This window comes from Kitasatospora sp. NPDC028961, from assembly GCF_055564815.1.
The window spans coordinates 589,197-610,183 of the sequence record NZ_JBVHVO010000002.1 but is presented as its reverse complement, the minus strand read 5'-3'; the positions used below and the strand labels follow the sequence as shown (position 1 = coordinate 610,183).

Here is a 20,987-nt window from a genome sequence, read left to right as displayed (position 1 = left end):
CTGTTGACCGACCCATGATCATTCTTAATGATCATGGGAAGTACAGTGACCCCCTGTATCGATGTGTCGACAGAGGGAGATGCAGATGAAGGTCCGTACGACGGCGGGGCTGGCGGCGCTGGTCGTGGGCGCGTCGCTGCTCGGGGTGCCGATGGCAGCGGCCGAGGACACGCCGGTGGCGCTCACCACCACGTTCAACAACCCGGCGGGGCCGGCCGCCTCCCAGGACGCCATCCGCAACCAGCTGATCTCCCTGATCAAGCGCACGCCGGCCGGAGCCGAGATCAACGGCTCGATGTACCTGTTCACCGACGGCGGTGTCAGCGCCGCGCTGATCGCGGCCAAGCAGCGCGGCGTGAAGGTCAGGCTCGTCGTGGACGGGGACGCCATGCCGGCCTACGAGCCCGGCAGCAACCCGCCCAAGGCCACCGGGTCCGAGTACGCGACGCTCGCCGCGCCGACCGGCCTGGGCACCGACCAGAACGCCGACTCCTGGGTGCTGGCCTGTCCGGACACCCGCGGTTGCATCGGCAACCGGGCGCTGAACGACGACGACGACGGCGCGATCAACCACAACAAGTTCTTCCTGTTCTCCAAGGTCGGCAGCACCGAGAACGTGGTGTTCCAGACCTCTGCGAACCTCACCACCAGCCAGCGCAAGAACCTCTTCAACAACGCCGTCACCATCCCCGACGCCGGCTCCGGCCTCTACGCCGCCTACCGGACGTACTGGCAGGACCTCGTGACGTACGGCTCCTCCGGCAACGGCCTGGCGACGAACTACCTGAGCCAGCAGGCCGGCCCGTACAAGACGTACTTCTTCCCCCGCCAGGAGAGCGCGGGGACGGCCTACAACGACGACGCGTCCACCGACACCGTCGTCTCCCTGCTCGGCAACACGGACTGCGCGGGCGGCGCCACCCGGATCCGGATCGCCATGTACGCCTTCACCCGGGTCCAGGTCGCCGACAAGCTGGTCGAGCTGAAGAAGGCCGGCTGCCAGGTGGAGCTGCTGCACAACGGGGAGAGCGGCAACCTCGGCACCACCGTGAAGAACGCGCTGGCCGGCAAGCTCGACCTGGCCGCCCGCTGCTGGGGCACCGCGCCGAACGGCGACGGCACCACCCGGTCGATCGGCATCCACTCCAAGTACCTGCTGATCGAGGGCACCTACCTGGGCGCCGCCAACCGCAAGCTGGTGTTCACCGGGAGCCACAACTACACCTACCCGAACCTGCGGTCCCACGACGAGACCCTGCTGAAGATCGACGACCCGGCCGTCCACGACGCCTTCAAGGCGAACTTCGAGGCGATCAGGACGAGCGGAGCCTGCACCGCCTGGTGACCTGCCGCCGCACCGGCCGGCCGCGGGCAGCCGGGAGCGGCCGAGCCGGCCGGTGCGGCCGGGTCTGCTGAGCGGTCGGCAGGCCCCGGCCGCACCCGCGAAGGCGGCCCCCGATATGTCCGACGGTGGGTCGGCCGCGAACCTCGGTGCTCGGCGAAGAGCTCCACCGAGGTGGGCAGCCCACGCACGGACGGCTTCGACCAGGGTGATGCCAGGACCCCTGTGACCGCGCTCACCCCGCTCGTTCCGCCCCCACCGCCCGCCGCTGACAATCCGTCACTTGTACGCTGTCGGCACCGGAAATCAACGGAGGGGGCAATGATGACCAATCTGCCGACCACGGTCGACGGACTCGGAGGTCTTGCCGAGGAGGGCGCCATCGTTCTCGCCGGTGCCCTGGCCACGGGTGCGTTCGGGGTGGCCCGCGCGAGGATCGCCGCGATGTTCGGACGGCTGGGCCCGAACCACGAGGCGGGCGTGGAGACACAGTTGGACGCCGACCAGGAGCTCGTCCGCGACGCGGCCCCGGAGGAGCAGGACGAGGTCCGCCAGGACGTCGCGCCCGTCTGGCGGCGCAGGCTCGCCCGTCTGCTCAGGGACTGCCCCGAGGTCGAGCCCGAGCTGCGCGACCTGCTCGCCGCGCTCCGCGAGGCGCTGCCCGAGGAGCGCCGGGGCTGGGTGCAGACGATCGTGGCCCGCGACAACGCCACGGTCTACGGCGCGCAGGGCGGGAACGTCATCCACTACCAGGGCGCCCACGCCCGCGAGGTGCCACCCCCGGACGGCGCCGCCGCGGACGGCGGGCAGGCCGAGGCGTGAGCGACGCCCGTACGGGACGCGCCGACGGGACCCCGCCCGACCGACAACAGGCCACACCGCCCGTGCCGGCTCCACAGGCCCCACCCGCCCAGCGGGTCCAGGGGGCCCGGCACGTCCAACACGTCCGTGCCGAGGGCGGCTTCGCCTACGGTGCCGTCGGCGCCGACATCCACGTGTTCGGTGACGGTACGCCGGTCTACCTGCTGCTGCGCCACCGGCGCCCGGCCGGTCCCGACCCGGCCTGGCTCAGGTCGCAGCCCAGCCGACTGCTGGACGCGCGTGCCGAGGTCGTCGACTTCACCGGCCGCGACGCCGAGATGGCGGAGCTGCTGGCCTGGCGTGACGCCGAACCGAGGTTCGCGGTGCGGTGGCTGCACGGGGAAGGCGGCCAGGGCAAGACCCGGCTGGCCGGGCGGCTGGCCGAGGAGTCCGAGCGGGCGGGCTGGGTGGTCGCGGAGGCCGTCCACGGAACGGACACCCATCCGCCGGCCCACGGCAGCCAGGATCTGCGTCTCGACGGGAGCGCCGGGGTGCTGGTGCTGGTCGACTACGCCGACCGGTGGCCGCTGTCCGACCTGAGCTGGCTGTTCCACAACATGATGCTCCGGCAGCCGGTCCCCGCGCGGGTGCTGCTCATCGGCCGGTCGGCGGGCCAGTGGCCCGCGCTACGGGGCAAGCTGGACCGGCTGCGGGAGAGCATCCACACCTCCGACCAGCTGCTGCGGCCGCTCGCCGACGACGGACAGCTCCGGGGCGCGATGTTCGACGCGGCCAGGGACTGCTTCGTCCGCCACTACCCCGAACTCGGCGCCCCGGCCCCGATCCGGCCGCCCCGGGACCTGCGTCACGCCGACTTCGGGCTGACGCTGGCCCTGCACATGGCCGCCCTCGTCGCGGTGGACGCGGCGGCCTGCGGCCGCACGCCACCGACGGACATGATCGGCCTCACCACGTACCTGCTGGACCGCGAGCGCGAGAACTGGAGCCAGCTCCAGGAGAACAGCGGGCGGGGCCTGGACTACGGCACGCCCGACGAGGTGATGGCGCGGACGGTGTTCACGGCGATCCTCTCCGGGCCGGTCGCCCGCCCGAGAGCCGTGACCGTCCTGGAGCGGGTCATGCCCGGGCTGCCCGTCGACCGGGCCCTGGCCGACCACGCCGTCTGCTACCCGCCCTCCGACCGCGGCACCGCGCTGGAGCCGCTGTTACCCGACCGGCTGGCCGAGGACTTCCTCGCCCTGCTCCTGCCGGGCCACCCCGTCACCGGCTTTCCCACGGACGCCTGGGCCACCGCTGTCCCCGCGCGGCTGCTCACCGACGACCGCACGGCCTTCTGCGCGCCCCGCGCCGTCGCCTTCCTGGCCGCCGCGGCCGACCGGTGGCCGCATGTGGGCGGTACCGTGCTCTACCCCGTGCTGCGGGACCGGCCCGACCTCGCGCTCCGAGCGGGCAGCGCCGCCCTGACCGGCCTCTCCGCCATCGGCGCCGACAGCGCCGACGGCCGCCCGATCGACCCAGAGCTGCTCACGGTGCTGGAGCACGTGGAGCCGCTGCTGCCCGAGGGCGAGCACATCGACCTGGACGCCGGCGCCCTGGCCGTGGTCGAGCGGCTGACCGCGCACCGCCTGGACGGCAGCACGGACCCGGCCGAACGGGCCGGGCTGTACGGGACGCTGGGCAGGCGCCGGACCAACGCCGGCAAGTGGGGGCCCGCCCTGGCGGCGGCGGAGGAGGCCGCCAGGCTCAACCGGTGGCAGGCCGGGGACGACCCCCGGCACCGGGCCCGGCTGGCAGGCTCGCTGACCGAACTCGGCAACGCCCTCGCCCGGCACGGGCGCTGGAGCGAGGCGCTCGCCCAGTCCCAGGGCGCCACCGCCCTCCTGCGCGAGCTGGCCGAGCACGACCCGGGCCACCGCCCCGCCCTGGCCCGGTCGTTGACGGACCTCGGAGGACGGTTCGCCGACTGCGGCCGGGCGCGCGAAGCCCTCGACGTCGCCGAGGAGGCGACGGCCCTGCGCCGGCAGCTCGCGGCCGAGGACCCCGACCGACAGTCGGCCCAGCTGGCCCGGGCCCTCAGCGGCCTGGGCGCCCTGCGCCTGCGACAGGGCCACCGGGACGAGGCCGTGGCGGCGGCGGAGGAGGCGGTCGCCGTGCTGCGCGGGCTGGCCGCGGTCCGGCCGGGCGACCACCTCGGCGATCTGGCACGGGCGCTGGGCAGCCTGGCGCGGGTGCGGCTGGAAGCCGGACGCCGCGAGCAGGCCGTCGAGGCGGCGCAGGAGGCGGTCGGCCTGTTCCGGCGCCTGGCCGAGGCCAATCCGGCCGTACACCGGCCGCATCTGGTGACCTCCCTGGTCCACCTGAGCGCGACGCTCCCCCGCCGGACCGAACACGGCGACCGGACCTCCGGACCTGCCCTGACCGCGGCCGAGGAGGCCGTGGCCCTGGCGAGGGCACTCGCCGAGGTCGATCCCGCGATCCACCGGCGCGGCCTGGGCCGGGCCCTGGAGGCGCACGGCGACCGGCTGGCCGAACTCGGCCGGCGTGACGAGGCCGTCACGGTGCTGCGCGAAGCCGCCGACCTCTATCAGGCTCTGGGCTCCGGCGGCAGCACGGCACCCTGGGAACTCACCGGCCTGCTGCGGCGGTTGGCGGCCCTGTACGGCGAGTCCGGGGCGCCCGGCGACAAGGCGCACATGCTCCTCAACCTGAGCGCCCTGCCCTTCGGCGCGCCCGAGGAGCGCGTCGAGGCGGCCCGGCAGGCCGTCGAGCTGTACGCCGGGACGGACGAACGCGCGGTCGAGGCCGCCGCGCTGCTCAACCTGGGCACGGCGCTGGCCCGGGCCAGGCAGTACGAGGAGGCCGTGTCCGTCGGCCGGCGCGCCCTCGGGATCTCCCGCGAGCTGGGCTTCCGGGAGTTCGAGGCCGTGTCGCTCAGCAACCTGGCGGACCACCTGCGGCGCGCCGGGCGGTACGGGGAGGCGGTCGAGGCCGCCGACGCCGCCTGCGCCCTCGACGAGGAGCTCGGCCGGGAGCACGGCCACCCCTTCTACACCCGCGGTGAGGCGCTCCTCCAACTGGGCCGGAACGAGGAGGCGGTGGTCGCCCTGGAGCGGGCCGCCGACCTCTACGAGCGCACGGGCAGGCGGGAGTACGAGGACAGCGGCGATCCCCTGGAAGAGGTCGACGCCCGGCACAGCCTCGGGAAGGCGCTGTCGCGGAGCGGGCGACTCGCCGAGGCGACCACCGCGCTGCGACGTGCGGTGGCGCTCTACGAGGCCGCCGGAGAGCCCCGCCGGGCCAGGCAGGCCTCGCTCACCCTCTGCGCCAACCTGGTCGGTTCGGGGCAACTGGACCAGGCCCTCCCCCTCGCCGAGCGACTGCTCGCCCACTGCCGGGCGGCGGGCGACCGGGAGCAGGAGGCCGTGGCGCTCTCCCAGTACGGCGCCGTCCTCCTGGAAGCGGGCCGGGTCGACGAAGCCCTCCCGCTGTGCCGCGAGGCGGCGGCGGCACTGAACGGCCCGACCAGGCCGGACGACCCCCGCCACCCGGCGGCGGCCTGGCACAACCTGGGCCGGGCCCTGGAGCGCTCCGGGCGGCCGTCGGAGGCCGTCGCACCGTGGCGCGAGGCCGCGCGGATGTGGGCGGAACTCGGCGACCGCCGGTACGAGCGGGACGCCTGCTACGGGCTCGGCGTCGCCTGCTTCGCCCTCCACGACAACGCGGAGGCCGTCGACGCCTTCGAGCGGGCCGTGCGGCTGAGCCGGCGGACGGCCGACCGGTCGAGCGAGGCCGGGGCCCTGCTCGGCCTCACCGGCGCGCTGGTGGACGCGGAGGAGTTCGCCGAAGCGGTCGACGCCGGGCGCCTTGCCGTCGAACTGCTGAGGGAGTTGGGCCAACACGGCAGCGAAGGACTGGCGCTCGGTCAGCTGCACGACGCACTCACCCGGCTCGGCCGACCGGACGAGGCCGCCGCCGCCCTGGAGCAGGCGGCCGCCGCCCACCGCGCCGATCGCGACGCACGTGGCGAGGCCGCGGCACTCGTGCGGCTGAGCAACAGCCGGATCCGGGCGGGGCGTCCCGACGAGGCGATCAGCGGTGCCCGGCGCGCCGTCGATCTCTACGCGGCGGCCGGCGACCGGCTGGGCGAGGGGTCGGCGCTCTACAGTCTCGGCACCGCGCTGTCGGACGGCCGGCGCTTCGAGGAGGCCGCGGCGGTCAACGGCCGCTGCGCCGACCTGATGCGGGACCTCGGGGAGCTCTGGCGCGAGGGGTCGGCCCTGCTCAATCAGTGCTCCGCGCTCCAGGAGACGCAGCGGTTCGACGCCGTGGCCGACGTGGCGGACCGGGCTGCGGTCGTCCATCGGACGATCGGCGACCGGCCCGGGGAGGTCAAGGCGCTGATCCTGCTGGCCATGGCGTCGCGGGAGACCGGCCGGGCCGAGGAGCGCCTCGCCGCCGCCGGCCGGGCCACGACGGTGCCGCTGGAGCTCGGCGACCCGCTCCGGGCGATGGCCTGGTTCGAGTTCGGCGCGGCGCTCCACCAGGCCGGGCAGCAGGAGCGGGCGGCCGGTGCCTTCACCGAGGCCGCCGCGTCGTACCGGGCCTCGGGCAACCCGCGCTCGGCCGCGACAGCGTGGCTGAACGCGGGCGAGATGCATCTCCGGATCGAGCAGTGGCCCCGGGCGGTCGAACCCTGCCGACAGGCCGCCACCCTCTTCGCGGCTCCCCCCGCCGACCACGGGAACGAGCTCACCGCCCAGGTCTCGCTCGGCAAAGCCCTGCTGGGAGCCGGTCACTACGTCGAGTCGACCCCGGTGTGGCGGCGGGCGGTCGATCTCGCCCGGGCCCTGGGAGCGCGCGAGACGGAGGGCACCGCCCTGTTCATGCTCGGCGCGGTCCTGGTCGACCTCGGAGAACTGCAGGAGGGCATCACCGTCAGCCGCGAGGCCGCGGCGCTCCTCCAGGCCTGCGGTCTGCGCTCCCAGGCCGAAGGGGCGATCCGCAACATGCGGGTGGGCCTCGGAAAGCTGCGCGGCGGGTGACCGGATCAGCCGGCCGCGGCGTGCGGGCCCGGCGGTGTCGGGGAGCCGCGGTGTCGGGGAGCCGCGGTGTCGGGGAGCCGCGGTGTCGGGAGCCCGCGGTGCTGGGGAGCCGCACGCCGCCGGAGAAACGGCAGGGGAACCGGGCAACGCGGCGGGGCTCACGCCGGTCGGCGGTCGCCTCGTCGGCCGGCACCGTTGGACGTCAGGTCCGGGTCTGCCGACAGGTGGGCGCGGATGTAGGGGATGGCGACAGTCTCCACGGGCCGGTCGGGGTTGAAGGCAGGATGGACGTTCACTTCGAAGACGACACCGCCGCTCTGCGCGGCGAGGTCGACGCCGGCGAAGGGCAGTCCGACGGACGCGGTGGCGGCCACCGCGAGTTCGGCGAGCCTCGGGGGAAGCCGGTCGGGGCCCAACACGGTGGTGCCGGCCCCCTGGGAGACGTTGCACGGCCGGTCCGGGTCACTCTGGTGGCGTTCGAAGGCGTGGACGACCTTTCCGTTCAGCACGATCACACGGTGCTGGTTGCGGCGGCCGTCGGCCGTGAAGTTCCCCGCATCGCGGGAGATGAGCCAGCCCTGCCCGGTGCTCCGGTAGAAGGCGGCGGCGGCCTTCAGCTGCTCGGTGCCGGTGACGTGGAAGACGTCCGCTCCGCCCATGCCGAGTACGGGCCGCGCCCACACGTCCCGGCCCAGGCGGCGGAACGCGCTCAGCATGTCGTGCCAGGAGCCGTTCATTCGCAGCGTCTCCATCTGCGCGACGGAGTCCCGGCTGAACCGTTCGACCATCAGGGACTTGTCCGTCGCGACCCGCCACGCCTCGGGATCCGCCGCGAGCGTCCGCGCTCCGAAGCGGCGCAGCAGGTCCTGGAATCCTTCGAGGTGGCGTCTGCGGTGGGGAGGTATCTCGAAGACCACGACCACCGGTTCGACGGCCACCGGGGCGCGGCCCGGCCGGCGGACCGTGAGGAGGCCGCCGGCCCGCTCAAGGCTGGCCGTCACGGGCCCGTCGTCGTACAGGAGCCGCGCGTCCAGCCGCACCGGACCCTGGCCCGTCACCCGGGCGATGGCGTCGGCGAGGATCTCGCGGCTGCCCTCCTTGGACCCGTGGTCGGTCACCAACAACAACGGCATCATCGTCTCAGTCAACACCATCGCGGCGCCAATTCCGAGTGAGGGAACACGAATTGAGCGGCGATCAGTTCCTGGTGGCATCCCTGTCCGGGACTTCTGCCCGAGGTGTTCGTCGTTGCGGGCCGCCGGGGACCGCGACCCGCCCAGAGGCCGGGGAGAGCGGGTACCCGGTGTCCCGGGTACCCGCTCCCACAGGCCGCTCGACGGTCGCCGATGGTCCCGGCGGCGCCCTGGTCGGGTACCGGTGCCGGACGGTCGGGCGGTCAGGCGGTCAGGCGGTCAGGAGGCCGTCGTCGAGCCGGACGTCGTGGAGCCTGAGCCAGGCGTCCAGCCGGACCGGGGGCTCGGTGTACACCGAGCGCTGCATCATGGAGTAGGCGTTCTCGACCGGCGCGGCGAGGTGGGACCGGACGGCGTCGAGGTTCAGCAGCGGCCGCGCCGGGGCGTCCCGGTCGTCGGCGATCCGGGCGAGTTCGCGGTTGATGGCCCGGTCGTAGCCGAGGTCCTGGGTCGAGGGGTAGGGGGCCTTTCGGCGCTGTGCGATCGACCGCGGCAGCAGGTCCTTGGTGGCGTGGCGCAGCAGGCTCTTCTCCCGCCCGTCGAAGGTCTTGAACGCCCACGGCGTGTTGTAGACGTACTCGACGAGCCGGTGGTCGCAGAACGGCACCCGGACCTCCAGGCCGGTCGCCATGCTCATCCGGTCCTTGCGGTCGAGCATCATCTGGAGGAAGCGGGTGATGTTGAGGTGGCTGGCGAGGCGCATCCGGCGTTCGAGGTCGCTGTCCCCGGGCAGGTGGGTGACCTGGCCGACGGCGGTGCGGTACTCGTCGGCGACGTACTCGGCCAGGTTGAGGGACTTGACCAGGCCGGGGTCGAGGAAGCTGGTCGCCTGCTCGCTCACCGGGACCCGGTTGATGGCGTGCCACGGGAAGGTGTCGGCCTGCGAGGCCACCGGGTCGTGGAACCAGAGGTACCCGCCGAAGACCTCGTCGGCCGACTCGCCGGAGAGGGCGACGGTCGAGCTCTCCCGGACCGCCTTGAACAGCAGGTAGAGCGAGGGGTCGTGGTCGCCGATGCCGTAGGGCAGGTCCCAGGCCCGCAGCACGGTGTCGCGGACGCCGGGGTCGACGAGCTGGGCGGTGTCGAGGAGGATCTCGCGGTGCTCGGTGCCGACGTGGCGGACGAGTTCGGCGGCGAACGGGGCGTCCGGCGCGTCCCGGAACTGCTCGGGCTTGAACTCCCCGGCCAGTCCGACGAAGTCGACGGAGAAGGTCCGGACCCGGCTGCCGTCCTTGGCGTCGAGCGAGCGCTGGGCCAGCGCGGTGAGGGCGCTGGAGTCGAGGCCGCCGGAGAGCAGCGCGCAGAGCGGTACGTCGGAGACCATCTGCCGGCTCACCGCGTCCTCGATGAGCTCGCGGACGGTGGCGACGGTGGTGTCGAGGTCGTCGGTGTGCGGGCGGGTCTCCAGCGACCAGTAGCGCTCCTCGCGCAGCCCGTCGCGGCCGACCCGCAGGATGTGGCCCGGCCGCACCTCGTAGAGGTTCTTCAACGGGGTCCGGCCGGGCACCCGGGCGAGGGCGAGGGCATCGCGCAGCCCGTCCAGGTCGAGCGTCGCGGTGCTCCGCGGGTTGGCGAGGATGGCCTTGGGCTCGGACCCGAAGAGCACGCCGCCGTCGATCGGGTAGTAGAAGAGCGGCTTGACGCCGAGGCGGTCGCGGACCAGGAGCAGCTCCTGCGTCCGGGTGTCCCAGATCGCCAGGCCGAACATGCCGTTGAAGCGGTGGACGAACTCGCTCCCCCACTGGAGGTACGAGCGCAGCACCACCTCGGTGTCGCTCCTGGTGAGGAAGCGGTGGCCGAGCAGGACCAGTTCCTCGCGGATCTCCTGGAAGTTGTAGACCTCGCCGCTGTAGCTCAGGACCACGAGCGGCCGGCCGTCCGGACCGGTCTCCGGGGTGGTCATCGGCTGGGCGCCGCCCTCGATGTCGATCACCGCGAGCCTGCGGTGGCCGAGCATCGCGTGCGGGGCGGTCCAGACGCCTTCGGCGTCGGGCCCCCGGCAGGCCATGGTGTCCGTCATGGCCTGCGCGGTCGCTCCCTCCCTGGTCAGGTCGCGACCGAAGTCCACCCAGCCGACTATTCCACACATCTCGGACATCCCTTTCGTCGAGTGATCGAGCGCGTTTCAGTGGTACGAATCGACCTTCGACGGCTCCGCCGCCGGGGTGCGCGAGGACAACCGGTGCGCCAGCTCGGACAGGCCGAGGGCGGCCACGGCCAGCCCCGCTCCGATGAAGCTGATCCGGTCCGCGCCGATCGAGCTCATGCCGACCGCCCCGATGACGCCGGAGAAGGCGATGGCGAGGTAGAGGAAGGCCGCGTTGAGCGAGATCAGCAGGGGCGCGGACTCGGGTTCGAGGGTGATCAGACGGGTCTGCTGGGGGGCCGTGATGGCCCAGGCCGCGACACCGTACGCCACGATGACGACCAGCGCGGCCGGGTAGGAGCCGGTGGTCAGCGGGAGGACGACGAGGCTGAGGGCCAGCAGCACGATGGCGCCGCCCACCACCGGCCGGGCACCGATCCGGTCGACCAGCGCGCCGGCGTAGAAGTTGCCGACCGTCCCGGTCAGACCGAAGGCGAACATCAGGATCGCCAGCCTGGTGCCGCTGCCGCCGGTCGCGTCGGAGAACACCTCGGCCATGTAGGTGTAGACGATGTAGGCGGCGGTGAAGGCGACCAGCGTGGTCGCGAGCACGGTGACCACCCGGCGGTCGCCGAGCGGGGCGAGCCGCTGGCGCAGCCCGCCGGGGGCCGGCACGGACACCCGGGGCACCAGGGCCAGCACCCCGATCAGGCCCAGCGCCGTCAGCGCCGTGATGAACCACATCGTCGCCCGCCAGCCGAGGACGCTGCCGACCACGGTGCCGATCGGCGCGCCCAGGGCCGTCGCCGCCGTCAGCCCGGTGGTCACCGCGGCGATGGCCCGGCCCCGGCGTTCGGGTTCGACCAGACTGGCGGCCGTGACGCTGGCCGCGGGGATGTAGAGGCCGGCGCCCGCCGCGGCGATCATCTGCGCGACCAGGACGACCGCGAAGGACGGGGCGAGCCCGGTCGCGATCACGCCCGCCATGTAGAGCAGGACGGCGAGCTTGAGCACCCGGTGGCGGGGCCAGCCGGCGGTCAGGGTGCCGAGGACCGGCGACATCACGGCGCAGGTCAGCGCGAACACCGTGACGGTCTGGCCGGCGGTGGCGATCGAGACGTCCAGGGACTCGCTGAACTCGGGCAGCACCCCGGCGAGCACGAACTCGTCGGTACCGAGCGCGAAGGTGCCGAAGCCGAGCATCAGGACGGCTCGCCACGCACTCCTCGCCGATACCGCCTCGGGGTCGTCCTCGGCCATCAGCGCTGTTCCCGTGCCGGAATCAATCAGCCGGGCCATGGGCCCTCCTTCATTCGGTACCGATCGGTTCTGTTTATGAGGACGGTACCGCTCGGTGCCGTTTGGGGTCAAGATCCGCTACCGTGGACCCATGGCGACCCATGCACGCGACCGCCTCCTCCAGACCGCGGAGGAGCTCTTCTACGCCGAGGGGATCCACGCCGTCGGCGTGGAGAGACTGCTGGCCGTCTCCGGGGTCGGCCGGGCCTCCTTCTACCGGCACTTCACCGGCAAGGACGCCCTGGTGGCGGCCGTCCTGACCCGTCGGGACGAGAGCTGGCGCGCCTGGCTCGAAGACGCCGTGGACGCCCGCGGGGGCGGACCGCTCGCGGTCTTCGACGCCCTCGCGGAGGGGGCGGCGGACGTCAACTTCCACGGCTGCGCGTTCATCAACGCGATGGCGGAGGTGTCCGACCCCGCCAGCGAGGTGTACCGGCTGGCGGCAGCGCACAAACAGGCGGTGACCGACTTCCTCGACCGCCTGCTCGAAGCCGCCGGGCACAGTCGGCACTCCGAACTCGCGCCGCAGTTCGCCCTGCTGATGGACGGCGCCATCGTCACCGCGATGCGCGAGCGCAACGCCGCACCGGCCCTGCTGGCCCGCCGGATGGCGGAGCGGCTCCTCAACTGAGCGCCGCCCCCGCCCCGGGAGGACCGGCGCGGCCCCGGCGGCCCCCGCGTCGGTCGGGCGGGCGGCGGCCCGGCCCGGGGCGGGCGGCGTCTGCGGCGGTGGTGGCACGGGCTCTCCCCCTCTCTCGACTGTCCGGTTCGTCGGTCAGGGCCGGTGCCCGGCCCGGGCCACCGGCGGTGCGTCCGCCGCGACCCTGCCCGGTGTCCCGATGGCGGCGGCGACGACCAGTCCCCGCTTGTGCGTGATCGAGACCCCGATGGCCGCGATGCCGCGCTCCCGGGCCCTCAGCGCGGCCTCGCCGCCGAGCCGGACCACCGGCGCCCCGCCGTCGGCGCGCAGGACGCTCACCTGCCGGGGGGTCACTCCCCCGCCGAAGCCCGTGCCGATCACCTTCAGCACGGCCTCCTTGGCGGCGAACCGGCCGGTGAGGAACTCCCGGGCCCGCTCCGCCCCGTAGGAGTCCGCGATCTCCAGCTCCGCCGGCGCGTAGGCGTACACCCGGAACCAGGGCCGGCCGAGCAGCGCCGCCAGCTCGCCCTCCTGGAGGACGTCGATGCCGATCCACACGGTCAGCGCACCCCCCGCCGAGGCGGCCGGACGACACCGGCCCGGACGGCGGGCACGGCGCGGACGACGCCGGCGCGGACCGGGCTCACCGGAGGAACGTGCCCTTGAGCACGCCCTGGAAGACGGCCAGCCGCTGGATGTGCCCGGTGCCCTCCATGAACTCGAAGGCCCGCGCGTCCCGGTACAGCTTGTCGAGCAGCGGATCCGCCAGCAGGGCGCCCGGTCCCAGCAGCTCGGCGGCGGCCAGGGTGCTGCGCTCGGCGAGCTCGGCGGCACGCGTCTTGACCCCGGCGATCCGGTCCGCTCCCGTCCGGCCCGCGTCGATCGCGGCGGCCACCTCGTAGTTCCGGTGCCGCAGCGCGGCGAGGGCGTCCACCAGCTCGTCCAGCCGCAGCCGGTCCGTACCGGTGAGCCCCGGGCGCTCCTCCCGCACGTGGTCCAGCACCGCGCGGACCAGCCCCAGCGCCGTCCCGGCGAGCACCGGACGGAACCGCTGCAAGGTCCGGATGGCGCCGACCAGCCCGCGCCGGCTGGGCTTGAGCGTCTCGTAGCCGAGGATCTGCTCGCGCTCCACCCGGACGTCCTCGAACCGGATCGCGGAGATCCGCGCGCCGCGCAGGCCGACGGTCGGGATCAGCTCGGCCCGCAGGCCGGGCGCCGTGGTGTCCAGCAGCACCGCCTCGATGCCGAGCGGTCCCGGTGCCCGGCGGCAGAACACCACGCCCAGCTGGGCGAAGGCGGCGTTGCCCACGTAGCGCTTGGCGCCGTTCAGCCGGAAGCCGTCCCCGTCCGGGGTGAGTGCCGTCTCCAGTTCGGCGGCGGCGGACCCCTTCTCGGGCTCGGTCAGTCCGAAGAAGGTCCAGGTCGACCCGGGGGCCGCCACGCGCTCGTAGTAGGCCTGCCGCTGCTTGTCGTCACCCAGCGCGGCGACCGCCACGCCGGACATCAGCGGGCCGGGGCAGGCGAGCATGAAGCCCGCGTCTCCATAGCTCAACTCCTCGATGGCAATCGAGTGTTCGAGACAGGAGCTCATGTCGTAGGTGTGTCCGTCGATGCGCAGCGGCCGCTCCAGGTACTCCACCGGGACGGTGGCCTTGCGCATGATGTCCACCACGGGGAGGTGCAGCCAGCGGTCGATCGCCTCCGGGTCGCGGTCGATCTCCAGACCGATCCCGCGCAGCTCTCCGGCGGACTCGCGGATGTGGGACCTGAGCGCGGCTGTCCGGTGCGGGTCCGGCTCACTCATTCCCGTCCTCGTCTCGTTCTCGGCGGTCCGGCAGGAGGTAGGTGTTGCCCAGCAGTTCGGCGAGGTACAGCAGCCGGCCGGGGCCGTCGGCCACGAAGCCGCTCGCGCCGTACAGCTTGATCGCGACGCGGCCCGCGTCCACCAGCCCCCGGTGGATCCGGTGGCGGCGCGCGGCGGTGCGGTCGGGGATCGCCAGCAGGTCGGCCGCCTCGGTGAGGGCCAGCGCGACGTCGGCCACCGCGCTCCGCACCAGCTGACGGTTGAGCAGGGTGGCGCCCTCCGAGGTGCGGTCGTTGAGCCGGACCACGACGGCGTCGAGCAGTCCGCGGAGCAGCTCCCGGTGGAGCCGGAGCAGCCCGTCGGCGAACAGCTCCCGGGCCCGGTCCGGCGACGGCGCGCCGGGGCCGGTCACGGCGAGCGCGTCGAAGCCGCCCGGCACCGGGGCGCCCTCCGGCAGGCGCCCGGCCGAGGCGACGGCCCAGCCGGCGGCCGAGCTGACCAGCGCGCCCGGGCCTGCCAGCTCGTGGCAGGCGTCGAGCGCGGCGGCGAAGTTCCGCAGGGCCGCCGCGGCCCCGGCGCTACCGGTGCCGGCGCCGCCGGGCGCCGTCCAGGGCGGGGTGTCGACCGGCGGCATCAGAGCGCTCCCTCGCCGGAGGCCGCGGTCCCGGCGGAGTCCGAGGCCAGCACGGCCAGGTGGCTCTCGCCGGAGCGCGGGTCGGTGTCGCAGAGGAGCACCGTGGCGTACCGGTGCTGCCAGGAGCGCCAGTTCCGGGCCAGCGCCAGCCAGACGCTGGTGCAGTAGCTGCCGGGCTCCACCCGGTGCCGGGGGCCGTCCTGGTCCAGCCCCCGCCGGTCGAACCAGGGCCCGGTGACCACCAGCGTGCCCGCCGGGTCCTTGGCGGCCAGCTCCCCGAGGCGGTCGAGGGGCGACTCGGTGGCGGGGATCGTCTCGACCCCCGCCACCCGGGGTCCGCCGGTGGTGCCGAGGACCAGCACCACCCCGGAGTCGACCAGGCCGTTGTCGTGGACCAGGGGGAACCGGGTCGGCAGGGTGGTCTGTTCGAGGACGGCGAGCACCGCCGTGCGGCTCCGGCCGGCCCGCTGGAAGGCGGAGACGACCCGCAGCGCGGTGAACGGTGCGGCCAGGCCCTGCTGGCCGATGCCGAGGTTGTTGGCGGACCCGCCGCCGAGCAGCCGGTCGAGGTAGGGCGCGATGGCGACGAACGGCGTCACGTCCGGCAGTGCCTGCGCCACGATCACCAGGTCGGGCGCGCTGTCCCGGACGCCCTCGATCGCCGCGAGCCGGTCGACCAGGTCGCGGTGGGTGACGTTCGGCGCGGCGCGCAGCAGGTCCGGCGCCACCTCCAGGCCGAAGGGCTCGACCAGGTCGCGGTAGTAGGAGAGCGTCGCCGGGTCCTCGTCGTACGGCCGGCGCGGCGGGGAGACCACCGCACCGGCGCCCTGGAGGGTCGTGGACATCGCGGTCTCCCTCATGCCCCGTCGGCCTGGGCCAGGACGTAGTCGGTGAGGGTGCCCACCGACTTGAAGTCGTCCATGTCCAGGGCTTCCGGGTCCACCGAGATCTCGACCGTGTCCTCCAGGACCATCAGCAGTTCCAGGACGGAGGTGGAGTCCAGGTGCAGGTCCTCGAAGAGCCGGGCGTCCTCGGTGATACCGGTGACGGCCCGCTCCAGGACCTCGCTGAGAGCGGCCTCCACCGCGGACACCACGTTCTGACGTTCCATGTTCCGGTTCACTCCTCTGTGCCGGGGCTGTCTGGGCTGGGCTGGGCTGGGCTGGGCTGTCTGGGCTGCCGGGAACGGCTGCCGACCGGTCAGTCGAAGTCGACGAGGTGCTGCTTGGCGAGGATCTCCTCGCGGCGGTCCCGCTCCCGGACCAGGTGCGCGGCACCGTTGTGGACCAGGACCTCGGCGGGGAATCCGTGGCTGAGGAAGAGCCCGGGGGAGGCGGTCGGCCCGTAGGCGCCGGAGCGCTCGACGCCCAGCAGGTCGCCGGCCTCGACCGGCGGCAGGGCGACCTTCTTGCCGATGACGTCGTTGGGCGTGCAGAGCGGCCCGGTGACGGTGTACGTGTCGCTGGGCTCGTCCCGGTACCTGGTCAGCGAGCGGATCGGGAAGTTGCGCTTGACGAAGCTGCCGACGCCGACCGCCGCCATGTGGTGGTTGGTGCCGCCGTCGGCGACCACGAAGCGTTCGCCGAGGGACTCCTTCACGTACAGCGCGCGCACCACGTACGTACCGGCGTGCGCGGTCAGGTAGCGGCCGAGCTCGTTGATCAGCCGGCAACCGGGGTGCGCCCGGACGAATGGCTCGACGACCTCGTTGATGCCGGCGAGGACGGCCCCCAGGTCGAGGTCCTTCTCGTTGTCGAAGTAGGCGACGCCGAAGCCGCCGCCGAAGTCGACGGTCTCCAGCGGGATGCCGAGCGTCTGCGACAGCTCCTCGGCGGTCGCCAGGATCTGCCGGGTGTTGTGCACCAGGTCGTCGGCGTTCAGGAACCGGGTGCCCATGTAGGCGTGGAAGCCGCGGACCCGGACCCGGCGCAGTGCGTCGATCACCGGGCGGGAGCGGCGCAGCAGTTCCGCGTCGATGCCGAACTGGCGCGGTTTGCCGCTCATGGCGAGGCCCGAGCCCTTGGTGTGGAAGTCGGGGTTGACCCGGAGCAGGACCGGCACCTCCGCCCGCCCGGCCTGTTCGGCGATCTCTTCCAGGAGGCGCAGCTCATCCAGCGACTCGCAGACGATGGCGTGCAGGTTCGCCGCGACGCACGCCTCCAGCTCGGCGCGGGTCTTGCCCGGCCCCAGGAAGATCACGTTCTCCGGCGCGATGCCGGCCCGCTGGACGGTCATCAGCTCGACCAGGGAGGAGATCTCGGCGCCGGCGCCGAGCGAGCCGAGGTAGCCGCAGACGGCGACGTTGGGGTTGGCCTTGAGCGAGAGGAAGACGTCCACCGCGGGGTGGAGCCCATCGCGCAGCGACTGGTAGACGGTGCGCAGCACCTCGGCGTCGTAGACGAACAGCGGGGTGCCGAACTGCTCGGCGATCCGCGAGACCGGTACCCCCTGCACCCTCAGTTCGCTGGTGTTCATGGCGTCCTTTCGGTGGTGCCGAGACGGTGGAGCGCCTCGGTGGTCCGGCGGTCGAGGTCGCCGAGGCCGTGCCGGTCGGCGGCGAAGAGCAGGGTGTAGAGCCGGCCGTCGAACGGGAGGGAGGTGCCGGCCTGCGCGTTGACCGTGCCGAAACAGGTGACGACCAGCCCGTTGCCGTCGACGGGCGGCCGGGCGAGGTCCCCGAGGGCGTGGGCCACCTCGTCGAAGGAGACCGGGGCGGAGATCCGCAGTGGGTAGTGCTTCGCCAGCGCGGCCCCGCCCGGGGCGAGGAAGCGCTCGGTGACCTGCCCCTGGTAACTGGACATGTTCAGACGGGCGTTGATCTCCAGGACCGGGTACACCAGATCGTCCTGCCCGAGCAGCGCGTCCACGCCGACCACGCCGAAGAAGCCGTCCTCGAAGAGCCGGGCACCCAGCCGCTCGGCGGCGGCGACGAGGCCCTCGTACTGGACGGGAGAGAGCGCGGCGGGCATGACGTGCCCGAGGTGGACGCCGCCGGAGGTCAGGGCCTCCTTCGCGAAGTCGAACCTCACCCGCCCGTCCCGGGCGATGGTGAACTGGTAGTTGAGATCGAACCGCTTGGGCAGGAACCGCTCGACGACGACGTGGATCGCGTCGTCCCCGCTGCTTCGCGCGCGGCGGTCGACCATGCGCAGCAGCCGGTCGGCCTTCTTGCGGCTGTCGAGCACGATCAGGCCCTTGCCGGAGACGCCGTAGGCGTCCTTGACGATCACCGGTCCGCCGTCGCCCAGCGAGTCGTCGAGCGCCCGGTGGAGCTCGCCCACCGTCTCGCAGGTGAAGCCGGGGATCGCCCGCAGGCCGAGCTCCTCGGTCAACCGGCGGCTGTAGATCTTGCTGTTGACCCGCGCCGAGGTCTCCGGACCGGGCACCGCGGGGCGCAGCCCGGTCCGCCGGCAGATCTCCTGCTCCAGGGGGGAGTTGCCCATCGGCATCAGATAGGCGCCGCCGCCCGCGAGCACCCGCAGCCGGTCCAGCAGCTCCGGGGAGTCGAGGACGGCCCCGCTGGTACCGTCCTCGCCGGCCGGGGCCCGGGTGATCAGTTCGGTGGGCGCGCCGAGCCCGGTCTTCTCCGCGTACGCGCGGTAGCCGGGATCGAGCGGGCGGTCGAGCAGCAGGTGGTCGGTCGGCTCGGCGAGCAGGGCGCCGAGTTCCTCCATCCGCTGCACGGTCGCGGCGGTGGTGGTGATCCGCGCCGCCGGGAGCCCGGTGTGGCCGTGCGCCCACTGGTTCTCCACCTCGAAGTTGCAGAGCCAGACGAACCGCGCTTCGCGGTCGCCGGTCAGCGCCTCCTTGAGGTCCGCCGTGTAGGCGGTACCGGTCATCGGGTGCCTCCCTCGCGGTGGGTGATGACCATGGCGCCGAAGGTGGCGCCCAGGCCGACCGAGACCAGGACGTAGTGGCCGCCGTCGACCAGCCGGCCCCGCTCGCGCAGGGTGGTGTAGTTGAGGAACACGTCCGAGGCGAAGCAGTGGCTGTAGAGCGGGATGTTGTCCAGGAAGAAGCGGCCCGGGTCGGCGCCCATCCGCTGGATGGTGTGGCGCCAGGACACCGCGTTGACGTTGTGCGGGATGACCAGGTCGATCTCGTCGAAGCTCAGGCCGGCCCGGCGGACGGACTCCTCGATGACCTCGCCGAGCACGGTGACGTAGTCCTGGCCGAAGGCGCTGATCTCCTGCGGGGTCATCTCCAGGCCCGCCGCGTAGGCGCCGAGGGTGCGGGTCAGGTACGAGCGCACCTCGTCGCCGGGACCGCCGACGGTCAGCAGGCAGGCGGAGGCCGCGTCCGCCATCACCGCGCTGTTCGGGATCAGCTGGACCTTCGGGGAGTACGCCCGCTCCCCCGTGACCATCAGCGCGTACGCGCCCTCGGGCGCTTCGGCCCGCAGCAGCTCGCCGGCCAGGTCGATGGCGCCGAGGCTGCTGACGCACGCCTGCTGGGTGAGGGCGAAGGCCTCGGCGTCGTGCAGCCCCAGCTTCGCCCGGATGACCCGGGCGGCGTCGATGTGCGGCGGGGCGAGCGTCTGCATGGTGTGCGCGTAGATGACGTAGTCGACCCGCCGTCCTTCGGGCAGCGCCGCCAGGGCACGGCGGGCCGCGGGAAGCACCAGGTCGAAGAGGCCGGTGCCGGGATCGAACCGCAGCCGGTCGAGGCCGTAGATCTTCCGGAACACGCCCACCTCGGCGCGGCGCAGCCCCAGGCTCTCGGCGAGGTCGTCGATCCGCACGCTCCGTTCGGGGAGGAACGACTCGATCCGCTCCAGTGTGGTCACGCCACCCATCCGGGAACTCCTCTCATCCGCCCGCTCCTCATCCGCTCGCTCCTCCTCCGCTCCCTCCTCATCCGCCCGCTCCTCAGCGGCCGGCGAACTCGGCGCGGACCAGCCAGCTGCGCGCCACGCCCCGGCGGTCGCGGGGCTGCACCTCGTACGGCCAGCGCCCCTGGCCCGCGCCGGGCTCGCCGGGCTCGCGCAGCTCGCGGACCTTCCAGCCGGTACCGGCCAGGAACTCCTCCGGCTCGTCGGTGCCGAAGAGCCAGGGCGTGCCGTCCTCGCGCAGGCCGGCCAGGAAGGCCCTGGAGAAGGGGCTGCGCAGCAGCGCCCGGCTGGCGAAGTCGACGGCCAGCCGGCTGCCGGGGGCCGAGACCGAGCCGAGCACACCGAGCAGGCGGGAGGCCTGCTCCTCGGTGAGGAAGAACATCAGCCCTTCCGCGACCCAGAGCGTGGGCAGTTCCGGGTCGAAGCCGGCGCGGTGCAGTGCGGGCAGCCACTCCGTGGCGAGGTCGGCCGACACCTCGCGGCGCTCCACCGTGGGCTCGGCCCCGAGCGCGGCCAGCCGGGCACGCTTCTCGTCGATGAGGCCGCCGTGGTCGACCTCGTACACCGTGCTGCCGGGCGGCCAGGCCAGCCGGAACGCCCGGGTGTCCATCCCCGCGGCGACCAGGACCACCTGCCGGATGCCGCTGTCCGCCAGCAGCGCCTCGATGCTGTCGTCCAGGTACTTGGTGCGGATGGCGATGAACGGGATCAGGCCGCCGCCGCCGTACTTGTCGAGGAGTTCGAAGCCGCGCGGGGCCGCGAGATCGCGCGCGAACCTGTCCTGGAACATGGCGTCACCGGGGCGCTCGGACTCGACGGCGCGGGCCGCGGCGGTCCACTGGGCCGTGTACGAGACAGCTTCCATGGGGATGGCCTCCTACGGGAGTCGGGCCGGGGTGAAGAAGGCCTTCTCGATCGACGAGAGGGTCTGGAGGTCCTGCATGTCGATGCTGTCGAAGTCGATCTCGACGCCGCTGGCGCTCTCGATCGTGTAGACCAGCTCCACGAAGGAGAGCGAGTCGACGAGGCGGCTCTCGATGAGGTTCTCGTCGGGCTCGATGGATTCCCGGTCCGGGTGCCTGGCCAGGATCCACTCGCGGACCTGGTCGATTCCTGCCGAAGCCATTGCCACTCCTCGGGTGTTGGGGCGATAGGGCGATAGGGCGATCCGGGCATGCTCGGGCCGTGCCGGATGCGCTCGGGACGTACGGGATCCACGCGGCCCGTGCCGGATCCACTCGGGCCGGTGCGTGATCTACTCGGGCCAGTGCGGGATCTACGCGGAGGCTCCGCG

At 73.3% G+C, this 20,987-nt stretch carries 17 protein-coding genes; 4 read left to right on the top strand and 13 right to left on the bottom strand.

What is annotated here, in order from left to right; genetic code table 11:
- The first annotated feature begins 85 nt into the window (after positions 1–85).
- From ACZ4UX_RS06835 to ACZ4UX_RS06825, 3 genes are all read left to right on the top strand, one after another.
- Entirely contained in the window at positions 86–1,345 is a 1,260-nt protein-coding gene (locus tag ACZ4UX_RS06835; protein ID WP_465705874.1) for a phospholipase D-like domain-containing protein, read from the top strand.
- A 318-nt stretch (positions 1,346–1,663) separates the two neighbouring features.
- Positions 1,664–2,164 (top strand): hypothetical protein, encoded by a 501-nt coding sequence (locus tag ACZ4UX_RS06830; protein ID WP_465705873.1) that lies wholly within the window; start codon positions 1,664–1,666, stop codon positions 2,162–2,164.
- Between the two features lie 62 nt (positions 2,165–2,226).
- Positions 2,227–7,206 (top strand): tetratricopeptide repeat protein, encoded by a 4,980-nt coding sequence (locus tag ACZ4UX_RS06825; RefSeq protein ID WP_465705872.1) that lies wholly within the window; start codon positions 2,227–2,229, stop codon positions 7,204–7,206.
- A gap of 158 nt (positions 7,207–7,364) precedes the next feature.
- On the opposite strand, the gene ACZ4UX_RS06820 is transcribed toward ACZ4UX_RS06825, so the two are convergent.
- From ACZ4UX_RS06820 to ACZ4UX_RS06810, 3 genes are all read right to left on the bottom strand, one after another.
- Complete coding sequence (locus ACZ4UX_RS06820; protein WP_465705871.1) at positions 7,365–8,342, bottom strand: ATP-grasp domain-containing protein; 978 nt, start codon at positions 8,340–8,342, stop codon at positions 7,365–7,367.
- Positions 8,343–8,610: 268 nt separating this feature from the next.
- A complete protein-coding gene (gene asnB / locus ACZ4UX_RS06815) occupies positions 8,611–10,488 on the bottom strand; it encodes an asparagine synthase (glutamine-hydrolyzing) (RefSeq protein ID WP_465705870.1) in 1,878 nt (625 codons plus the stop codon).
- Between the two features lie 36 nt (positions 10,489–10,524).
- The gene (locus ACZ4UX_RS06810; protein WP_465705869.1) at positions 10,525–11,784 is read right to left on the bottom strand and encodes an MFS transporter; all 1,260 of its coding nucleotides are present in this window, start codon (positions 11,782–11,784) and stop codon (positions 10,525–10,527) included.
- Positions 11,785–11,875: 91 nt separating this feature from the next.
- Between ACZ4UX_RS06810 and ACZ4UX_RS06805 the strand changes: the two genes are divergently transcribed.
- The gene (locus ACZ4UX_RS06805) at positions 11,876–12,415 is read left to right on the top strand and encodes a TetR/AcrR family transcriptional regulator (protein ID WP_465705868.1); all 540 of its coding nucleotides are present in this window, start codon (positions 11,876–11,878) and stop codon (positions 12,413–12,415) included.
- Between the two features lie 144 nt (positions 12,416–12,559).
- Here the strand turns inward: ACZ4UX_RS06805 and ACZ4UX_RS06800 are convergent, their stop codons facing one another.
- The 10 genes from ACZ4UX_RS06800 to ACZ4UX_RS06755 all read right to left on the bottom strand — a co-directional run bounded on the left by ACZ4UX_RS06800 (position 12,560) and on the right by ACZ4UX_RS06755 (position 20,819).
- Entirely contained in the window at positions 12,560–12,982 is a 423-nt protein-coding gene (locus ACZ4UX_RS06800; RefSeq protein WP_465705867.1) for a holo-ACP synthase, read from the bottom strand.
- Positions 12,983–13,067: 85 nt separating this feature from the next.
- The gene (locus ACZ4UX_RS06795) at positions 13,068–14,228 is read right to left on the bottom strand and encodes an acyl-CoA dehydrogenase family protein (protein ID WP_329485897.1); all 1,161 of its coding nucleotides are present in this window, start codon (positions 14,226–14,228) and stop codon (positions 13,068–13,070) included.
- Positions 14,221–14,862, bottom strand: a complete 642-nt coding sequence (locus ACZ4UX_RS06790; RefSeq protein WP_465705866.1) for a hypothetical protein — start codon at positions 14,860–14,862, stop codon at positions 14,221–14,223. The genes ACZ4UX_RS06795 and ACZ4UX_RS06790 overlap by 8 nt, the downstream gene beginning before the upstream one ends.
- Positions 14,862–15,707, bottom strand: coding sequence for a hypothetical protein (locus ACZ4UX_RS06785; RefSeq protein ID WP_352294068.1), 846 nt, complete (start codon positions 15,705–15,707; stop codon positions 14,862–14,864). The genes ACZ4UX_RS06790 and ACZ4UX_RS06785 overlap by 1 nt, the downstream gene beginning before the upstream one ends.
- A gap of 11 nt (positions 15,708–15,718) precedes the next feature.
- Entirely contained in the window at positions 15,719–15,973 is a 255-nt protein-coding gene (locus ACZ4UX_RS06780; protein ID WP_329485900.1) for an acyl carrier protein, read from the bottom strand.
- A gap of 89 nt (positions 15,974–16,062) precedes the next feature.
- Positions 16,063–17,337 carry a type III PLP-dependent enzyme gene (locus ACZ4UX_RS06775; protein ID WP_465705865.1) on the bottom strand — a complete coding sequence of 425 codons (1,275 nt, stop codon included), beginning with the start codon at positions 17,335–17,337 and terminating at the stop codon, positions 16,063–16,065.
- Complete coding sequence (locus ACZ4UX_RS06770; RefSeq protein WP_465705864.1) at positions 17,334–18,701, bottom strand: preATP grasp domain-containing protein; 1,368 nt, start codon at positions 18,699–18,701, stop codon at positions 17,334–17,336. The genes ACZ4UX_RS06775 and ACZ4UX_RS06770 overlap by 4 nt, the downstream gene beginning before the upstream one ends.
- Positions 18,698–19,657 (bottom strand): 3-oxoacyl-[acyl-carrier-protein] synthase III C-terminal domain-containing protein, encoded by a 960-nt coding sequence (locus tag ACZ4UX_RS06765; RefSeq protein ID WP_465705863.1) that lies wholly within the window; start codon positions 19,655–19,657, stop codon positions 18,698–18,700. Before ACZ4UX_RS06765 ends, ACZ4UX_RS06770 begins: the two co-directional genes overlap by 4 nt.
- A 73-nt stretch (positions 19,658–19,730) precedes the next feature.
- Positions 19,731–20,558 carry a class I SAM-dependent methyltransferase gene (locus ACZ4UX_RS06760; protein WP_465705862.1) on the bottom strand — a complete coding sequence of 276 codons (828 nt, stop codon included), beginning with the start codon at positions 20,556–20,558 and terminating at the stop codon, positions 19,731–19,733.
- 12 nt (positions 20,559–20,570) lie between these two features.
- Positions 20,571–20,819 carry a phosphopantetheine-binding protein gene (locus ACZ4UX_RS06755; protein ID WP_329485905.1) on the bottom strand — a complete coding sequence of 83 codons (249 nt, stop codon included), beginning with the start codon at positions 20,817–20,819 and terminating at the stop codon, positions 20,571–20,573.
- Positions 20,820–20,987 lie beyond the last annotated feature (168 nt).